The sequence below is a fragment of the Cellulomonas edaphi genome (genome assembly GCF_030362815.1).
In the GTDB taxonomy this organism is placed as follows: domain Bacteria; phylum Actinomycetota; class Actinomycetes; order Actinomycetales; family Cellulomonadaceae; genus Cellulomonas; species Cellulomonas edaphi.
Window position 1 is genome coordinate 254,275 of the sequence record NZ_JAUCGR010000003.1, and the last position, 17,094, is coordinate 271,368.

A 17,094-nucleotide genomic window follows, 5' to 3' on the forward strand; every position below is an offset into this window, starting at 1 on the left:
CGGCGCACGTGCGGCACGGCCGCCCACAGGGTATTGCCAGGTTCCGTCTCGCTACGCCAGCCGTCCGGGTGATGCTCGGCGGGCAATGGCACACTGACCGCGTGCGTGATCTGGACAACCTCCCCAAAGCGCACCTGCACCTGCATTTCACGGGTTCGATGCGGGTCTCCACGCTCGCCGACCTGGCCGCCCGGCACGGCGTGCGCCTGCCCGCGCAGCTGCTCGAGGACGACCCTCTGCGCGTGCCTGCCGACGAGCGCGGGTGGTTCCGGTTCCAGCGCCTGTACGACGCGGCGCGTGCGTGCGTGCGCGGCGAGGAGGACATGCGCCGGATCGTGTCCGAGGCGGCGCTCGACGACGCCGCCGAGGGGTCCGGGCGCCTCGAGATCCAGGTGGACCCGACGTCCTACGCGCCGTTCGTCGGCGGCCTCACCCCGGCCCTGGAGATCGTGCTCGACGCGGCCCGTCAGGCGGGCCAGGATGCCGGCATCGAGGTCGGGGTGATCGTCGCCGCCTCGCGCATGCGCCACCCGCTCGAGGCACGCACGCTCGCGCGGCTCGCGGCGCGGCACGCCGGTGACGGGCCCGGCGAGGTGGTCGGTTTCGGGCTGTCGAACGACGAGCGGCGCGGCGAGACGGCGGAGTTCGCCGCCGCGTTCGCGATCGCCCGACGAGCCGGCCTCGCCTCGGTCCCGCACGGCGGCGAGCTGCTGGGCCCCGCCCACGTCGAGGACGTCGTGGACAACCTCGTGCCCGACCGGCTGGGCCACGGCGTGCGCTCGGCGGAGGACCCCCGCGTGCTCGAGCGGGTGGCTGCGAGCGGCATCGCCCTGGAGGTGTGCCCGGCCTCGAACGTGTCCCTGGGCGTGTACCGCTCGGCGGACGAGGTGCCGCTGCGCGCGCTGGTCGAGGCGGGAGCCGTGGTCGCGCTGGGCGCCGACGACCCGCTGCTGTTCCGCTCGCGGCTGGTCGCGCAGTACCAGAGCGCGCGCGACGTGCTCGGCTTCAGCGATCCCGAGCTGGCCGACCTCGCGCGCTCGTCCATCCGCGCCAGCCGCGCGTCCGGCGCGACGAAGGCGCGGCTGCTCGCCGGCGTCGACGCCTGGCTCGCGGGCTGAACCCTCGGACGGCTCAGGCTAGAGGGAGACGCCCACGAGCACCGGCTCCGCCTCCAGCGTGATGCCGAAGGTGCTGCGCACGCCGTCGCGCACCTCGCGCGCGAGGGCCACGAGCTCGGCCGCGCTCGCGCCACCCCGGTTGGTCACCGCGAGCGTGTGCTTGCTGGACAGGGCCGCGCGGGCGGGGTCGCCGTAGCCGCGGGCGAAGCCGGCGTGCTCGATCAGCCAGGCGGCACTCGTCTTGACGGCGCCATCGGCCACCGGGAACCTCGGCGCGCCGGCCGGAAGGCTCTGCGCGTCGTGCGCCGTCAGGATCGGGTTGGTGAAGAACGAACCGGCACTCGCCGTGTCGGGGTCGGCGGCGTCGAGCACCATGCCCTTGCCCGCGCGCAGCTCGAGGACGGCGGCACGGACGTCGAGCAGCGGCGCGCGCTCCCCCACGGCGACGCCCAGCGTGCGCGCGAGCTCGGGGTAGGCGATCGCCGCCGAGAGCGTGCCCTGCCGGAGCTGGAACGTCACGTCCAGCACCACGTAGCGCGGCGTGGGGTGCCACGGGCTGCGCTCGTCGTCGGGCGTGTGCCTCATGGAGCGCTTCAGCAGCGAGGTGCGGTAGCCGAACTGGAGGTCCACGTAGGGCAGCGTGCGGACGCGGGCCTGGCCGCGGTCCCAGACGCGGACGGTGGCGATGGTCTGGGAGACGTCCTGCCCGTAGGCGCCGACGTTCTGGACGGGGGTGGCACCGGTGGAACCGGGGATGCCCGAGAGCGCCTCGATGCCGTAGAGCCGGTGGCTCGTGGCCTCGTCGACCACCTCGTCCCACGGCGTTCCGGCCGGGACCTGATAGGTCACGCCGGCGCACGCCGAGTGGTCGGGCACGTCGATGCCACCGCGCACGTCGCGGACCACGACGCCGTCGAAGCCCTCGTCGGCCACCAGCAGGTTCGAGCCCGCCCCGACCACGAGCAGGGGTGTGCCCTCGTCGTCCGCCGTGCGGACCGCGTCGATGAGCTCGGCCTCGGTGCTCGTCGCGACGTACTGCTTCGCGGGACCGCCCACGCGCAGCGTGGTGAGGTCGGACAGTGCGGGAGCGGTGGTCACGTCGGTCACCCGGCCAGGCTAGTCGCCGCTCGTGGAGGACGTGCGCAGAGGAGCGGCGGCGCTGGTGACGAGGAGCCCGAGCACGACGGGGATGGTGATCGCGAGCAGCGCGTGCCGGTAGCCGACGTGGTGCGCGAGCAGGCCGAGAAGTGGCGGGCCGGCCAGGAACGCGCTGTAGCCGATCGTCGAGACCACGCTCACGCGCGCGGCGGCGCGCAGCGGGTCGTCGGAGGCGGCGCTCATGCCGACCGGGAATCCCAGCGACGCCCCGGCGCCCCACAGGATCACCCCGACGACGGCGAGCCACAGAGGGCCCACCAGGCCGAACAGCACCAGGCCGACGAGGGCGAGCCCGCTGCAGGCGCGCAGCACGGCCACGCGGCCCCACCGGTCGAGCACCCACGTGCCGAACCACCGGGCCGTCGTCATGCTGCCGACGAAGACCGCGAAACCGAGCGCACCCACGGCGTCCTGCGCGTCCCAGCCGTCCACGACCGCGAGGCTCACCCAGTCGTTGGCCGAGCCCTCGGTGAGCGCGGCGGCCATGACCACGAGGCCGATGAGCAGGGTGCGGGGCTCGCGCCAGGCGGCGAGCGCGCCACGGGCTCCGCGCGGGCTGCTCGACGCGGGCTGCGGGCCGGGCGACGGGTGGACCGCGTGCTCCTCGGCGGGCGGCAGGAAGGACCGGACCGCGACCAGCACGCACACGGAGGCGACGGCGACGGCGACCGGCAGGTGCACCCAGACCGGCACGTGCAGCCCGGCGGCGACGGCTGCGACGCCGGCCGCAGCGAAGGTGCCGAACGAGAAACCGGCGTGGTAGCGCGGCATGATCGTGCGGCCCAGCTTCTGCTCGACCGCCGCGCCCTCCAGGTTCATCGCGGCGTCCCAGACGCCCGTGCCGATGCCGAACGTGACGAGGCCCGCGGCGGTCAGCACCACCGACCCCGTTCCGACGCCGACCGACGCGATCACCAGCCCGGCGGCGTTGATCAGCCCGAAGGCCGCCACCGTGCGCCGGGCGCCCAGCCGCTCGACGACGATGCCCGCGAGCGGGAGGGCGAACAGCGAGCCCAGCGCGCCGACCAGCAGCAGCAGACCCATCTGCGACTCGGAGAAGCCCAGCCCGTCGCGGACGGCGGGCAGGCGCGAGGCCCACGAGGCGAAGTTGAAGCCGGCGAAGAAGAAGACGACGTAGACCGCGCGCGACGCGGCCCCGATGCGCTGCTCGCTCATGGTGGCTCCGGTGTGAGTCGTCATCGATCCTCCTGCGGGTCTCAGTGCGCGTGCACGGGCTCGGGGCGGGGCCCGACGGCGGCGGCGGGGCCGTCCGCGGCGGGAGCGGGTGCCCGGCGCTCCGGAGCGACCTGGCGGGCGAGGAGCACGGAGACGACCATCGCCACCGCGATGAGCGTGAGCGCGTGCCGCGCGCCGATCGACTCGGCCGCCAGGCCCAGCAGCGGCGGGGCCGCGATCGACGCTACCGAGGCGAAGGACGAGACGACAGCCACGCGGCCCGCCGACTTGAGCGGGTCGTCGGACGCGGCGGCGATACCCACGGGGACGGCGAGCGCCGCGCCGAAGCCCCACAGCGCCACGCCGACGCCGGCCAGAGGCAGGCTCGGCGCGAACCCGAACAGGAGCAGACCGACGATCGAGACCAGGCCGGACGCACGCAGCACCGCCACCCGGCCGAACCGGTCGAGCAGGCGGGTACCCAGCAGGCGCACCACGGTCATGGACGCGACGAACAGCCCCAGCACGATGCCGCCGATCGCCTCGGTGCGGTCGAAACCGTCGACGACGGCGAGCGAGAGCCAGTCGTTGGCCGACCCTTCCGACAGCGCAGCAGCCATGACGACGAGCCCGATGAGCAGCGTCCGGGGCTCGCGCCAGGAGTCGAGCGCCGACGCGATCCGACGCCGCCCGGACGGTCGGGTCGCCGGCAGCGGAGCCCGCGCACGGGGCAGCTCGTCGGGCGCATAGGGCAGCACCACGCCGCGCAGCGACGCGAGACGCCACACCACGGCGACGAGGGCCATGAGCGAGAACTGGGTCGCGACCGGCACGTCGAGGTGCGAGGCCGCCGCGCCGAGCGCGGAGCCCGTGACCGCGCCGATGGAGAAGGCCGCGTGGAACTGAGGGATCACCGTGCGGCCCATCGCGCGCTCGATCCGGCCCGACTCCACGTTGATGGGCACGTTGCCGAGCGCGACGGCGACGCCGTTGAGGAAGATGCCGACGGCGAGCAGCAGCACGGAGCCGAACGTGGGGCCGAGGCCCATGAGCACGTAGCCGACCGCGAGGACGGCCGTCGAGGCCAGCAGGGCACGCCGGCTGCCGAACCGCTGCACGACCATCCCGGACGCCGTGACGGTCAGCAGCGCGCCGACGGACCCGACGAGCAGGATCCCGCCCAGCTCGGCGGTCGACAGGTCCAGCGAGTCGCGGACGGTGGGCAGCCGCGCGAGCCAGCTCGAGAAGGTGATGCCAGTGAGCGCGAAGAGTCCCATCAGCAGCCAGCGCGCACGGGCGAGCTCGGGGCGCCCGGACCGGGCGGGGTGGTTCACGGGGAGTTGCTCCGTACGGCGGGACGTGGCGATACATGGCGGGGCATGGCAGGGTCGAATCGATTCGATCCACACGAGAACGGCCAGGTCGAATCGATTTGAGGGTCACGCACATTCTGCGGGTACGCTGACCGCTGCGTCAAACACCTTGCGGTCGTCGTGCTGCCGCCCTGGACCCGGAGGTACGAGCTGTCCACCCAACGCCCGACCCTTGCGGACGTCGCGGCCGCCGCGGGCGTCTCGGTGTCGACCGCCTCGCTCGCCTTCTCGGGCGCCGGGCCCATCGCGGCTGCCACGCGCGAGCGGGTGCACGAGGCGGCGGCCCAGCTGGGGTACGCGGGTCCGAACCCGCTGGGCCGGCAGCTGCGCCGCGGCCGCTCCGGCATCGTCGGGGTCGTCATCGGCGACGCCCTGCGCCGCGCCTTCCGCGACCCGGTCTCGACCCAGGTGCTCGACGGCCTGGTGGGCACGCTCGGTCCGCTCGACCTGGGCGTGCTGCTCATCCCCAGCCTGAGCGACCCCGACTCCCCCGGCGTCGACCCTCTGCTCGAGTCGGCAGCGATGGACGTGGCCGTGGTCATGTGGGGCGGGGGCGACGACGATCCCCTGCTGGAGACCCTGCGCCGGCGTGGCATCCCCACCGTGCTGGTCGAGGGCCAGCTGCTGCCCGGGATCGGCGCCGTGGGCATCGACGACCGCAGCGGCATCGAGCAGGTGACGCGGCACCTCGTCGAGCTCGGTCACACGCGCATCGCGTGCGTGACCCTGCCCCTCAACCGGGACCGCGGCGAGGGGTTCATCGGTGAGCCGGAGCTGGCGGGGCGCGTCTGGGCGATCACCCGACGGCGCCTGGACGGCATGGCGGACGCCGGGGTGACGCCGGTCGCGGTGTGGCAGACGCCCGCGTCGCTGGTCGAGCACGGTGCGACCGCCGGGCGCGCGCTGCTCTCCGGACCCGACCGCCCGACGGCCGTGGTGTGCCAGTCCGACCTGCTCGCGTCGGGCGTCGTGCTCGCCGCGCGCGAGCTGGGCCTGCGCGTCCCGCAGGACGTCTCCGTGGCCGGGTTCGACGGCATCGAGCTGCCCTGGCTGGGCACGGATGTCCTCACCACGGTCGTGCAGCCGCTGACCGAGAAGGGCGCGGCCGTCGGGCACCTCGTGAGGGACCTGCTGGCCGGCGCCGAGCCGGACCATCGCGAGCTGCCCGTGACGCTGCGCGTGGGCACGACGACGGGACCCGCCCCGTCCTGAGCCTCGGGGGCCAGCCCGTCTCAGGACAGGCGGACGACCGCCTGGGCCTTGCCGAGCACGCGAGCGCCCTCGACCGCCACGGTCAGGTCGACGCGCGCGGTCCCCGCAGCCTCGTCGAGCGCACCGACGACCGCCACGACCTCGACGGTCGTCGAGCCGGGGTCCGGCACGGGCACCGGCCGCGTGAAGCGGACCTGGTAGTCGACGATCGCGCCCGGGTCGCCGGCCCACTCGGTCACGGGCCCGGCGGCGGCGCCCATCGTCCACATGCCGTGCGCGATGACGCCCGGCAGACCGACGGCCGTGGCCACCCGGTCGTTCCAGTGGATCGGGTTGAAGTCGCCCGAGGCGCCCGCGTAGCGCACCAGCCGCGCGCGGTCCACGACGACCTCCGCGCGTGCGACCTCCTGGCCCACCGCCAGCTCGGCGAACGTCACAGCCATCAGGACTCCTCGGGACGGACGGCCAGCGTCGAGACGACCGTGGCGACGCGCTCGCCCGCCTCGGTGCCGATCTCGGCACGGGTGGTGATCATCGCCAGCCCGGCGCGCTCGACGATCGAGTCGACGTGCAGGACGGTCACCAGGCGGTCACCGGCGCGAATGGGACGGTGGTGGGTGAAGCGCTCGTCGGCGTGCACGACGCGGCTGAAGTCGATACCGGCCGCCTCGTCCTCGAGCAGCTGCGCCTCGGCGCGCTGCGCGACCACGACGGCGAACGTCGGCGGCGCGATGACGTCCGGGTGCCCCAGCGCCTGCGCGGCCTGCACGTCGGTGTGCGCGGCATGCGTGGCGCCGACGGCGGCCGCGAACTCGGCGAGCTTGACGCGGCTCACCTCGTAGACGTCGTTCGGCGGGTACTCCCGCCCCGCGTAGCTCGTGTCGACCGGCATCCTTGGCTCCCTCGTCGTGCGGGTGGTCTGTCCGTCTGTACCTTGCCCGCAACGACACAGGCACGCCTGCCGGCCGAGGGCCGGGGCGTGCCTGATGTCACTGAGAGCCCCGATGGGGCTGAGATCAGCGGGTCTCGCGGTGCACCGTGTGGCGGTTGTCGCGGGGGCAGAACTTCTTCATCTCGAGCCGGTCGGGGTCGTTCCGACGGTTCTTCTTCGTGATGTAGTTCCGCTCCTTGCACTCCGTGCACGCGAGCGTGATCTTCGGACGAACGTCCGAGCTCTTGCTGGCCATGGTCTTGCCACCTCTCGCGCCCGGAGGCGCTCGCTTCTGCCTGATCGCAGCGCGCCGGCCGACGCACCGCTTCGTTCTTGGTTGGTAGCGGGAGCGGGACTCGAACCCGCGACACCACGATTATGAGCCGTGTGCTCTAACCACCTGAGCTACCCCGCCATGTGCCTGCCCGGTCCCCCGCATCGCGCGACGCGGGGGCCGGACACACCACAGAGCCCCGAAAGGGAATCGAACCCTTGACCTTCTCCTTACCATGGAGACGCTCTGCCGACTGAGCTATCGGGGCAGCGCGGTCAAGAGTACAAGACGACGCACCGACGACGAAATCGTCGCCCGCCGACCCGCCCGGCCGCGGCTCGCGGGCCGCCCGACGGCCACCATTGGCGGACGACGAAGGGGCGCCCTCCTGGCGGAGAGCGCCCCTTCGGCAACGTGGCGGGTGAGGGATTCGAACCCCCGTAGGCGTTGCCAGCTGATTTACAGTCAGCCCCCTTTGGCCACTCGGGTAACCCGCCGGGGATGCAGCCGCCGGTGGACCGTCGCTGGGACGGCACCGCCGTGGCGTGCCGTGGAAGGATAGCAACACCGGGGCGCCCAGAGCGAAACGGGTACGCACGGCCTCCGTCGCGCCCCCGGCGCGACGGGACCGACCAGCAGCAGCCCCAGCGGGGCGAGGGAGGAAGTCATGGCGAGCGAGTCGTCGTTCGACGTCGTCAGCAAGGCCGACCGTCAGGAGGTCGACAACGCGCTGAACCAGGCCGCGAAGGAGATCGCGCAGCGGTACGACTTCAAGGGCGTGGGCGCCTCGATCGCGTGGAGCGGCGAGAAGATCGTCCTGGTCGCCAACTCCTCCGAGCGGGTGCTCGCGGTCCTGGACGTCTTCCAGTCCAAGCTGATCAAGCGCGGCATCTCGCTCAAGGCCTTCGACACCGGCGACGGCGAGCCCAAGGCGTCGGGCAAGGAGTACCGCCTCGAGGGCGTCATCAAGGAGGGCCTGTCGTCCGAGGTCGCCAAGAAGCTGGCCAAGATCGTGCGCGACGAGGGCCCCAAGGGCGTCAAGACGCAGATCCAGGGCGACGAGCTGCGCGTCACGGCCAAGAGCCGCGACGACCTGCAGGCGGTGATCGCGCTGCTCAAGGGCGCCGAGGTGGATGCCGCTCTGCAGTTCGTGAACTACCGGTAGTCGACCGCGGTCCGGCGGCCCCGCGTGACGAGGCCGCCGGACGCGCCGGGGACGCTCAGACGGTGACGTCCAGCTCGACCTCGATGTTGCCGCGCGTGGCGTGCGAGTACGGGCACACGGCGTGCGCCTGCTCGACGAGCTCGTCGGCCTGGGCGGACTCGACGCCGGGCAGCTCGACCCGCAGCACCACACCGAGGCCGAAGCCGCCGTCGTCCCGCTTGTGCAGGGACACCTCGGCCGTGACCGAGTCGTCGACGAGGGGCACACCGGCCGCCCGCGCCATGCTTCTCAGGGCCGAGTGGAAGCACGCCGCGTAGCCCGCCGCGAACAGCTGCTCCGGGTTCAGCGCCTCGCCGGCGCCGCCCAGCTCCTTCGGCATCGCGAGGTCCGCGTCGAGCGTGCCGTCCGACGTGCGGACGTGGCCGTTGCGGCCGTCACCGGTCGAGAGGGCTGAGGCGGTGTAGATCGGGTCCACGGAGGCTCCTTGCGTGATCGGTCAGGTGCCCAGCGCAACCGGTCACGGCATGGAAGTGTTCCCCGCTAGGAGCCCGTCTTGCGACGGCGGGAGATCAAGAGCGCGAGACCGCCCGCGGCAACCAGGGCGCCGGCCCACGCGAGCTGGGGCCCCGCGTCGCTGCCGGTGGTCGCCAGGCCGTCGTCGCCGGGCGTCTGCGTGGGCGTCGGGGTGGGCGTCGGCGAGGGCGGCGTCGGGGTCGGCGTCGGCGGGACGACCGCCGCGAGGACGGTGGTGGTCACGGTCGCCGCGTCGTCGGAGGTGCTCGCGTCGGTGCAGGCAGCGCACGCGGTGAGGGTTGCCGTGTTCGTCAGCTGCCCGACCGGCGTGGCGGTGCCGTCGACGACGATCGTCGCCGAGCCGCCGGCGGGGATCGTCGCGGTCACGCCGTCGACGTCCCCGCTGCCTGAGGCCGGCGCGCACGGCGAGCCGTCGGAGACCCGGCACGTCCACGTGGCGTCGTCGAAGCCGGCGGGCAGCGCGTCGTCGACGCGGGTGTCGGGCGCGGGGACCTGGCCACGGTTGGCGACGACCACCGAGTAGGTGAGGTCGTCGCCGGTCGTCACCTCGGCCGCCGAGGCGGACTTGGTGATCGCCAGGTCCACCGGGACCGTGCAGGGCACGTCCACCGCGTCGACGTCGTTGCTCGGGTCGGCGTCGGTGGCCGACGTGGAGGTCGTGGCCGTGAACCTCGAGTCGCCGTCGGTGCAGTCGTCGAGGTCGCCCGACGCGGTACCCGAGAAGGTCAGCGTCCTGCCGTCGAGGGCGTCGATCGGGCCGAGGCTGCACAGGAAGCCCGCGGGGGACGGCGTGCAGGCGGCCGGAGCGGTGATGCTCGACCGGTCGACGAGCGGCGGGACCGTCACGGAGACCGCGGCGTCGGGCGCCTCACCGTCGTCGTCGGCCAGGTTGTCGACGTCGACCGTCCAGGTGACCGCTCCACCGAACCGCAGCGGGTTCTGGTCGACCGTCACCGTGGGCGCGAGGTCCGGCAGCGCCTGGACACGGGTGGTCCACGACGCCTCGTTGTCGGCGGGCGCGAGCTCGGTGCGGCTCGCCGCTGTGATCGTCGCCGTGTTGGTGATCGACGACTGGGCGAGCGCGTCCGTCGCCGTCCCCGTGACGGTCACGGTGACGCTCTCGTCCCGCAGCAGGTCGAGCGGGACGCTGATGGTTCCGCCGGAGGCGGCGCCGGTGGGCGGCGTCGGGCACGCGGTCGCGCTCCCGGTGCACTCCCACGTCACGTCCTCGACGCCCGCCGGGACCGAGTCGGTCAGCACGGCGTCGCCCACGGGGTTGGTGTCGTCGTTCGTCGCCTGGAGCTCCCAGGTGACGCGCGTGCCGGGGACCACCGACGCCGGGCCCGACTTGGCCACGGCCAGGTCGACGTCAGCGCTCGCGACGAGGTTCGACACCTCGTAGTTGTTGGTGGCACCGCCCGTGGCGGCAGAGAAACCGAGGTTGAACTGGGCGGGCCGGGCCGGCGTGCCGCGACCGAGCGTGCGCACGTCCACGCGGTCGTACACCGTGGTCAGGGGACCTCCGGCCACTGCGTTGACCCGGACGGTGACGAATATCGAGTCCGTCCCGCTGGGCTCCACGACCACCTGGACGTGGCGGGGAGAGCCGGCCACCGTCTGCACTGAACCGCCGGGGACGGCTGTCCGGGAGAGCACCGGCCACGGATCGGGGGTCGCGGTGGACGGGCCACGGAGCACCACCGTGTTGGGCGCGTTGGTGAACTGGTTGTCGGCGGCGAAGTTGCCGGCGTTGTCGAGACCGACGGCCAGGTAGGCGCCCTGCATGCCGTAGTACCCGGCGGACCCGCCGCTCCCGCCGAGGGTCGGGTCCTGGGCGGCGTCCATGAGGAAGAAGGTCATCGCGTCGCCGGGGTTGCCGCCGCCGTAGGCCGCGTAGTCGAAGTCGACCGTGAAGGCGACGTCGGACCGGAATGCGTCGTCGAGGGTTGCGTTGCCTGCCTGGAAGCCCGGGGACGCCGACGTCAAGCGGAGCGCGTCACCCGTCAGCGTCGTGGAGTTCGCGGAGCCACCTGGCAGGACCCAGGCGGGGTCCGCGAACGTCGCGCCGTTGAACGGCTCGTCGACGGGCAGCGGGTCTGCGACACCAGGGCTGGCAAGGACGGCGAGCAACGCGACCGCTCCCCCAGCGGCGGCGAGGCGGCGGAACGGAGTGGCCTTCATCACGCCATCATCACCTGTCACGCCGCCGTGACACGAATCCGCGGGGTGTGTTCACCCGCGAAAAGGGCGGGGTCAGTACCGGGTGATCCCACCAATGGTGCCGGCCTGCGCCTCGAGGCGGGCGATGCGCTCGGCCATCGGAGGGTGCGTCGAGAACATCTTGGCCATGCCCTCGGCCTTGAACGGGTTGGCGATCATGAGGTGCGAGACGTCGACGAGCTCCCGCTCCTGGGGCAGCGGCCGGGCCTTGGTCCCCGACTCGAGCTTGCGCAGCGCGGAGGCCAGCGCCAGCGGGTCGCCCGTCAGGCTGGCGCCGTCCTCGTCGGCGTCGAACTCGCGGGTCCGGCTGATGGCGAGCTGGATGACGGTCGCAGCCAGCGGGGCGAGCAGCACCAGGAGAAGCCCGCCCAGCGGGTTGCTGCGCTCGCGGTCGCCGCCGAACCAGAAGGCGACCTGCGCGAGCGACGTGATCACGCCGGCGATCGCCGCGGCCACCGACGAGGTGAGGATGTCGCGGTTGTAGACGTGCATGAGCTCGTGCCCGAGCACTCCGCGCAGCTCGCGCTCGTCGAGGATGCCCAGGATGCCCTCGGTGCAGCACACGGCGGCCTTGGCCGGGCTGCGGCCCGTCGCGAACGCGTTCGGCGCGGCGGTCGGCGAGACGTACAGGCGTGGCATCGGCTGCCGCGCGGCCGTGGAGAGCTCGCGCACGATGCGGTACATCGCGGGCTGCTCGGCCTCGCTCACCGGCCGGGCGCGCATCGCCTTGATCGCGATCGTGTCGGACTTCCAGTAGCTGACCGCGGTCATCACGAGTCCCAGGCCCGCGAACAGCAGCACGTACTGCGCGGTCCCGCCGCCCAGCAGCCAGCCGATGGCGAGCAGCGCGGCCCACATGAGGCCGAACAGTGCCGCCGTCTTGACGCCGTTGTAGTGCCGGTGACCCATGGACCTACCTTCCGTGAGGATGCCGCACCCGTGCAACGACCTCGACGGTGCGTCGGTTCCCCGACGCGTCAGGCCAGGGGCCGGCCCAGCGCGACCGCGACCATCTCGTCGCGCGGCACCACCTTGATGCGCTCCCGGCCGTGCGGCTCGCCCAGGCCACGCTCGTACGCGTCGAGCAGCTCCCAGCCGGTCCACTCGACGACGTCCACCCCGCGCGCGGCGAGGAACTCCGTGACGGCGGACGGCTCACGCTCGGTGGCCGTGTAGAACGACTCGCCCGCGGCCGCGACGTCCTCGCCCAGGTGGCGGATGGTCTCGGACGCGTCCGACTTGGTGTGCCCGATCAGGCCCACCGGGCCGCGCTTGATCCAGCCCGTCGCGTACACGCCGGGCAGGTGCTCGCCGTCGACGTCGACCACGCGGCCCTCACGGTTGGGGATCACGCCCGCGACGTCGTCGAACGGGATGTCGACGAGCGGCGAGCCGAAGTAGCCGATCGCGCGGTAGACGGCCTGGACGTCCCAGTCCTGCGTCTGGCCGGTGCCCGTGACGTTGCCGTCCCCGTTGAGCGCGGTGCGCTCGGTGCGCAGGCCCACCACCTTGCCGTCCTCGCCCAGGATCTCGACGGGCTTGTGCAGGAAGTGCAGGTGCAGGCGGCGACTCGCGGAGTTCTCCTCCGGGTCCTTCAGGGTCCAGTCCGTGAGGGTCTTGACGACCTGCTTGGTCTGGTTCGAGGAGTGGATCGCGGCCATCGAGCCCTCGTCGAACTCGAAGTCCTCGGGGTAGACGATGACGTCGACGTCCGGCACGTGCCCCAGCTCGCGCAGCTCGAGCGGCGAGAACTTCACCTGGGCCGGTCCGCGGCGGGCGAACACGTGCACGTCCGTGACCGGCGACGCCTTGAGGATGTCGTAGACGTTGGCGGGCACGTCCGTGGGGAGGAGGTCGTCCGCGTGCTTGGCGAGGATCCGCGCGACGTCGAGCGCGACGTTGCCGGCGCCGAGCACGGCGACCTGCCGCGCCTCGAGCGGCCACGACCGCGACACGTCGGGGTGGCCGTCGTACCAGGAGACGAAGTCGGCCGCGCCGAACGATCCCTCGAGGTCGACACCGGGCACCGGCAGGGCGGCGTCGCGGATCGAGCCGGTCGAGAAGATCACCGCGTCGTAGAACTGCCGCAGGTCGTCGAGCTTGAGGTCGGTGCCGTAGTCGACGTTGGCGAGCAGGCGGATGTCACCGCGCTCGAGCACCTTGTGCAGCGCGACGATGATCTGCTTGATGCGCGGGTGGTCCGGAGCGACGCCGTAGCGCACCAGGCCGAAGGGGGCGGGCAGGCGCTCGAACAGGTCGATGCTGACGTCGAGTCCGCTCTTGGACAGGATGTCCGAGGCGTAGATGCCGGCGGGACCGGCGCCGACGACGGCGACGCGCAGGGTCGGGGTGCTCACGAGTACCGGATGCCTTCCAGTCGGGGAGCCCCGCCGGGACACGTCACGGAGCAGGGCTGTGCTGGTGCCAGTCTAGGACCGGGGCACAGGGTCACCTCACCCGGGAGCCAGGATGCGGACAGAACGGGACGCCGGGACCGGGGCAGGGGTGGCGCCCACACCTCCACGCGCCGGCGCCACCCCGTCCGATGACCGGGACCCGTCAGGGTCCCGGCCGGCTCAGCTGCGCCAGGAGTCGGTCACCGTGAGCGTCCCGCTCGCCGGCACCGTCACGGTGCGGTTCGCGCCGGACTCCCAGGTCACGGCGCCGTTCGCCTCCTTGCGCACGTACTTGTACTGCACGGTCGACCCGGGCGGCAGGGCCACGGCCGCGCGCCAGACCGGGTAGGTCGCCGACGAGAGCGCGACGGCCCGGGCCGGATCCCAGCCGCCCAGCTCCGCGGAGGAGCCGACGACGAAGATGTTCTGACCGACCACGGTCGTCGCCTGCACGCCGAAGGACGCCTGCGCGGCCGTGCCCGTCGGGCTGGGCGTCGGCGTCGGGGTCGGCGTCGGGTTGCCGGTCCCGCACGGGTTCGTCCCGTTCACCACGCCGTCCTTCACCGAGACCACCGCGCCGGTCAACGTGTAGTTGCTCGACCCGTTGTTGTCCCACTGCCCGTTGCCGTCGGTGAACGCCGCGGTCACGACCGACCCGCTCGACGCCACCTGGCGCGACACCCAGCCGGTGCACGCGGCCGCCATCGCCTCGCCCGGCACGGCCGTCCACGACCCGGTGCCGACGCGGTAGTGGATCCGGTAGGCCGACCAGCCCTTGGTCGTGGCGTAGTAGACGGTCGTCCCGGTCCCCGTGCTCGGGTCGGTCGTCGGGCTCGTCGTGCTGCCCACCCGCGCGCCGACGTGCAGGGCCACCGAGCCGTTCGCGGGCACCGTGAAGGTGGCCGTGCCCGACGACGAGACGTCGACCGCCGTGCCCGAGCATCCGGAACCGCTCACGCCACCGCTGATCACGTCGCAGTACCGGCCGGCCGGCAGCGACGTCGTGAACGTGCGGGTGAGCACCGACCCGGCGCGGTTGAGCGCCACGTACCCGCGATCGCCCCGGCCGAACGCGATCTGGTTGCCGCCGTTGTCCCACCACTGCGTCAGCGACGTCCCCGCCACGGCGTTGCGGAACCCGGCCATGTGCGCGGTCTCGTTCCACCGGTGCGCGCACGTCCAGGTGCCCTGCCCGCACACCGCGTCGTCGACCTTGCCGCTGCCCTGCTGCGGAGCGCCCGCGTCGTTGTTCGAGAACGCGTAGCCCGAGTACACCGTGGGCGCGCCGTACGGGTACGCGAGCATGAAGACGTTCGCGAGCCGGTAGCTCGAGCCGTCCTTGTAGCTGAGCGTCTCGCCGTTGCGCTCGGTGTCGTGGTTGTCGACGAAGACTCCCGCACGATCCGAGGGCAGCAGCCAGGACGCGCTCGCGATGCCCTGCAGCGATGCGAGGCTGCCCCCGTTGAAGACCGACTTGAGGTTGCGCGCGTAGGTGAACTCGTGGACGTCGCCGATCCCGGTGTACTCGCTGGGCTGCACGGGCTCGCCCGAGGCGCCGATGACCTCCTGCACGATGTAGACGCTCTGGTCGGAGATCTTGGCCTTGATCGCCGCGAGGTCGGTCGCGGCGATGTGCTTGGCCGCGTCCACGCGGAAGCCGCGCACGCCGAGCGAGATCAGGTCGTTGAGGTAGTCGGCGATCTCCTGGCGCACGTACGCGCTGCCCGTGTCGAGGTCCTGCAGCCCCACGAGCCGGCAGTTCTGCACCTGGTAGCGGTCGCCGTAGCTGGCGATGTTGGTGCGGCAGCTGTGGAAGTCCTGCGGCCCGTAGCCGCCCGCCGGGCCGGGGTAGCTCTCCTCGCTGAACGGCGTGCCCGCCCAGCCGGTGCCGCTGCCCGTCTGCCCGCTCATGTGGTTGATCACCACGTCCGTGCTCACCGAGACACCCGCCGCCCGGCAGGTGTCGATCATGGCCTTGTACTCGGCGCGCGTGCCGAGCTTCGACTCGATCTTGTAGCTCACGGGCTGGTAGGAGGTCCACCACTGCCCGGCGAGGCGCACGTGCTCGTTGGGCGGCGAGGTCTGCACCCAGCCGTAGCCGGCTGGCCCGAGAACGTCCGTGCACTCGCGGGCGATCGAGTTCCACGTCCACTGGAACAGGTTCACCGCAGTGGTGCGCGGGCCGCTCGGTGCGGCGGCGGCCGGGTTCGCGGCTCCGAGCGCGGTCAGCCCGGCGAGCGCGAGCAGCGCGGCCAGCAGGGCACCGAGCGCGCTGCGGCGTGCGCCGGTGGATCGGGGGGTCGTGTGCACGACGGCATCTCCTCGAGGTCGGGCCCGACGACGGCGTCGGGCCTGTCCCGGCCGTCGCCTCGTCGCGACGGCCGTTGCTGCGACGCATGCTTCGCGCACGCGCTGGGACCGGCGGACCGGACCCGGGAGGAGGTGTGCCGCGCGACGACCGGGGCCGGCGACGCGGGACTGCAAGCCCACGGCAAGAACCGTAGAAACTTGCTGCAAACGGACACTAGGGCGGGGCCCGGCTCCCGTCAACCGCCTAGAGTCGGCGCGTGCCCTCGACCACCACCCGATCCGGCCTCGTGGCCGGGATCGGCGCGTACGCCCTGTGGGGCGTGCTGCCCCTCTACTTCCCGTTGCTGCAGCCTGCCGGGGCCGTCGAGATCGTCGCCCATCGCGTGGTCTGGTCGCTGCTGTTCTGCCTGCTCCTGCTGCGGGTCACCCGCACCTGGCAGCCGTTCGTCGAGACGCTGCGCCACCGCCGCACCCTCACATTGCTCGCGCTCGCGGCGGTGCTGCTCGCGGTGAACTGGATCGTCTTCGTCGTCGGCATCCTGTCCGACCGGGTGGTCGACGCCGCGCTCGGGTACTTCATCAACCCGCTGGTCACCGTGGGCCTCGCCGTCGTCGTGCTCCGCGAGCGGGTCCGGCCGGTGCAGTGGGTCGCGCTGGCCTTCGGCGCCGCCGCGGTCGTCGTCATCACCGTCGGCTACGGCCGGCTGCCGTGGATCGCCCTGACGCTCGCGTTCAGCTTCGGGTTCTACGGGCTGATCAAGAACCGGGTAGGACGATCGGTCGGCGCGGTCCCGGGCCTCGCCACCGAGACGCTCGTGCTGACGCCGCTGGCGCTCGGCTACCTGCTGGTGCTGCAGGCCCAGGGCACCGCGTCGTTCGCTGCGCACGGCGGCTGGCACGCCGTCGCGCTCGTCTCCGCCGGGGTGGTCACCGCCGTCCCGCTGCTGCTGTTCGGGAGCGCCGCGCGACGGCTGCCCCTCAGCGTCGTCGGCATGCTGCAGTACATCGCGCCCGTGCTGCAGTTCCTCATCGGCGTCGTCGTGCTGGACGAGGAGATGGAGCCCGCCCGGTGGTGGGGGTTCGCGCTCGTGTGGGTCGCGCTCGCCATCCTGTCCGTGGACGGGCTGCGGCACTCGCGCGCCGAGGCGCTGGTGCGCCGCTCGGCCGGTCAGTTGCCGACGTCGGAGTCCGCGTCGGCGTAGGCGGCCACCGGGGAGGCGGCGGGCG

Annotated in this window: 15 protein-coding genes and 3 tRNA genes; 4 read left to right on the plus strand and 14 right to left on the minus strand. The window is 72.9% G+C overall.

Annotated elements, in window-relative coordinates; genetic code table 11:
* The first annotated feature begins 101 nt into the window (after window positions 1-101).
* Window positions 102-1,118 carry an adenosine deaminase gene (locus QRT05_RS12655; protein WP_289447625.1) on the plus strand — a complete coding sequence of 339 codons (1,017 nt, stop codon included), beginning with the start codon at window positions 102-104 and terminating at the stop codon, window positions 1,116-1,118.
* Window positions 1,119-1,136: 18 nt separating this feature from the next.
* Here QRT05_RS12655 and QRT05_RS12660 read toward each other — a convergent pair whose 3' ends face one another.
* The 3 genes from QRT05_RS12660 to QRT05_RS12670 are packed head-to-tail and all read right to left on the minus strand — an operon-like array spanning window position 1,137 to window position 4,786.
* Window positions 1,137-2,225: a UDP-N-acetylmuramate dehydrogenase gene (locus QRT05_RS12660; protein ID WP_289447626.1), complete on the minus strand. Its 1,089-nt coding sequence runs from the start codon at window positions 2,223-2,225 to the stop codon at window positions 1,137-1,139.
* Window positions 2,226-2,234: 9 nt separating this feature from the next.
* On the minus strand, window positions 2,235-3,476 hold the full coding sequence (locus tag QRT05_RS12665; protein ID WP_289447627.1) for an MFS transporter: 1,242 nt from the start codon (window positions 3,474-3,476) through the stop codon (window positions 2,235-2,237).
* Between the two features lie 17 nt (window positions 3,477-3,493).
* Window positions 3,494-4,786, minus strand: coding sequence for an MFS transporter (locus tag QRT05_RS12670; RefSeq protein WP_289447628.1), 1,293 nt, complete (start codon window positions 4,784-4,786; stop codon window positions 3,494-3,496).
* Between the two features lie 159 nt (window positions 4,787-4,945).
* On the opposite strand from QRT05_RS12670, the gene QRT05_RS12675 reads away from it, so the two are divergent.
* Window positions 4,946-6,037: a LacI family DNA-binding transcriptional regulator gene (locus QRT05_RS12675; protein ID WP_289447629.1), complete on the plus strand. Its 1,092-nt coding sequence runs from the start codon at window positions 4,946-4,948 to the stop codon at window positions 6,035-6,037.
* 20 nt (window positions 6,038-6,057) lie between these two features.
* Here the strand turns inward: QRT05_RS12675 and QRT05_RS12680 are convergent, their stop codons facing one another.
* From QRT05_RS12680 to QRT05_RS12705, 6 genes are all read right to left on the minus strand, one after another.
* Window positions 6,058-6,480 carry a MaoC family dehydratase gene (locus tag QRT05_RS12680; protein WP_289447630.1) on the minus strand — a complete coding sequence of 141 codons (423 nt, stop codon included), beginning with the start codon at window positions 6,478-6,480 and terminating at the stop codon, window positions 6,058-6,060.
* Window positions 6,480-6,929, minus strand: coding sequence for an FAS1-like dehydratase domain-containing protein (locus QRT05_RS12685; RefSeq protein WP_289447631.1), 450 nt, complete (start codon window positions 6,927-6,929; stop codon window positions 6,480-6,482). The genes QRT05_RS12680 and QRT05_RS12685 overlap by 1 nt, the downstream gene beginning before the upstream one ends.
* A gap of 124 nt (window positions 6,930-7,053) precedes the next feature.
* Window positions 7,054-7,224, minus strand: a complete 171-nt coding sequence (rpmG, locus tag QRT05_RS12690; protein WP_028045094.1) for a 50S ribosomal protein L33 — start codon at window positions 7,222-7,224, stop codon at window positions 7,054-7,056.
* 82 nt (window positions 7,225-7,306) lie between these two features.
* Window positions 7,307-7,383: transfer RNA gene (locus QRT05_RS12695), tRNA-Met, on the minus strand.
* A gap of 54 nt (window positions 7,384-7,437) precedes the next feature.
* Window positions 7,438-7,510 (minus strand) — tRNA-Thr (locus QRT05_RS12700).
* 147 nt (window positions 7,511-7,657) lie between these two features.
* Window positions 7,658-7,739 (minus strand) — tRNA-Tyr (locus QRT05_RS12705).
* Between the two features lie 170 nt (window positions 7,740-7,909).
* Between QRT05_RS12705 and QRT05_RS12710 the strand changes: the two genes are divergently transcribed.
* On the plus strand, window positions 7,910-8,407 hold the full coding sequence (locus tag QRT05_RS12710) for a YajQ family cyclic di-GMP-binding protein (protein WP_289447632.1): 498 nt from the start codon (window positions 7,910-7,912) through the stop codon (window positions 8,405-8,407).
* A 55-nt stretch (window positions 8,408-8,462) separates the two neighbouring features.
* On the opposite strand, the gene QRT05_RS12715 is transcribed toward QRT05_RS12710, so the two are convergent.
* From QRT05_RS12715 to QRT05_RS12735, 5 genes are all read right to left on the minus strand, one after another.
* The gene (locus tag QRT05_RS12715; protein WP_289447633.1) at window positions 8,463-8,882 is read right to left on the minus strand and encodes an organic hydroperoxide resistance protein; all 420 of its coding nucleotides are present in this window, start codon (window positions 8,880-8,882) and stop codon (window positions 8,463-8,465) included.
* Between the two features lie 65 nt (window positions 8,883-8,947).
* Entirely contained in the window at window positions 8,948-11,122 is a 2,175-nt protein-coding gene (locus QRT05_RS12720) for an LPXTG cell wall anchor domain-containing protein (RefSeq protein WP_289447634.1), read from the minus strand.
* Window positions 11,123-11,194: 72 nt separating this feature from the next.
* Window positions 11,195-12,070 carry a zinc metalloprotease HtpX gene (htpX, locus tag QRT05_RS12725; RefSeq protein WP_289447635.1) on the minus strand — a complete coding sequence of 292 codons (876 nt, stop codon included), beginning with the start codon at window positions 12,068-12,070 and terminating at the stop codon, window positions 11,195-11,197.
* A gap of 68 nt (window positions 12,071-12,138) precedes the next feature.
* Window positions 12,139-13,518 carry an FAD-dependent oxidoreductase gene (locus QRT05_RS12730; protein WP_289447636.1) on the minus strand — a complete coding sequence of 460 codons (1,380 nt, stop codon included), beginning with the start codon at window positions 13,516-13,518 and terminating at the stop codon, window positions 12,139-12,141.
* Window positions 13,519-13,737: 219 nt separating this feature from the next.
* Window positions 13,738-15,867, minus strand: a complete 2,130-nt coding sequence (locus QRT05_RS12735; RefSeq protein WP_289447637.1) for a carbohydrate-binding module family 20 domain-containing protein — start codon at window positions 15,865-15,867, stop codon at window positions 13,738-13,740.
* Window positions 15,868-16,124: 257 nt separating this feature from the next.
* On the opposite strand from QRT05_RS12735, the gene rarD reads away from it, so the two are divergent.
* Window positions 16,125-17,069: an EamA family transporter RarD gene (gene rarD, locus QRT05_RS12740; RefSeq protein WP_289447638.1), complete on the plus strand. Its 945-nt coding sequence runs from the start codon at window positions 16,125-16,127 to the stop codon at window positions 17,067-17,069.
* Window positions 17,070-17,094: the final 25 nt, after the last annotated feature.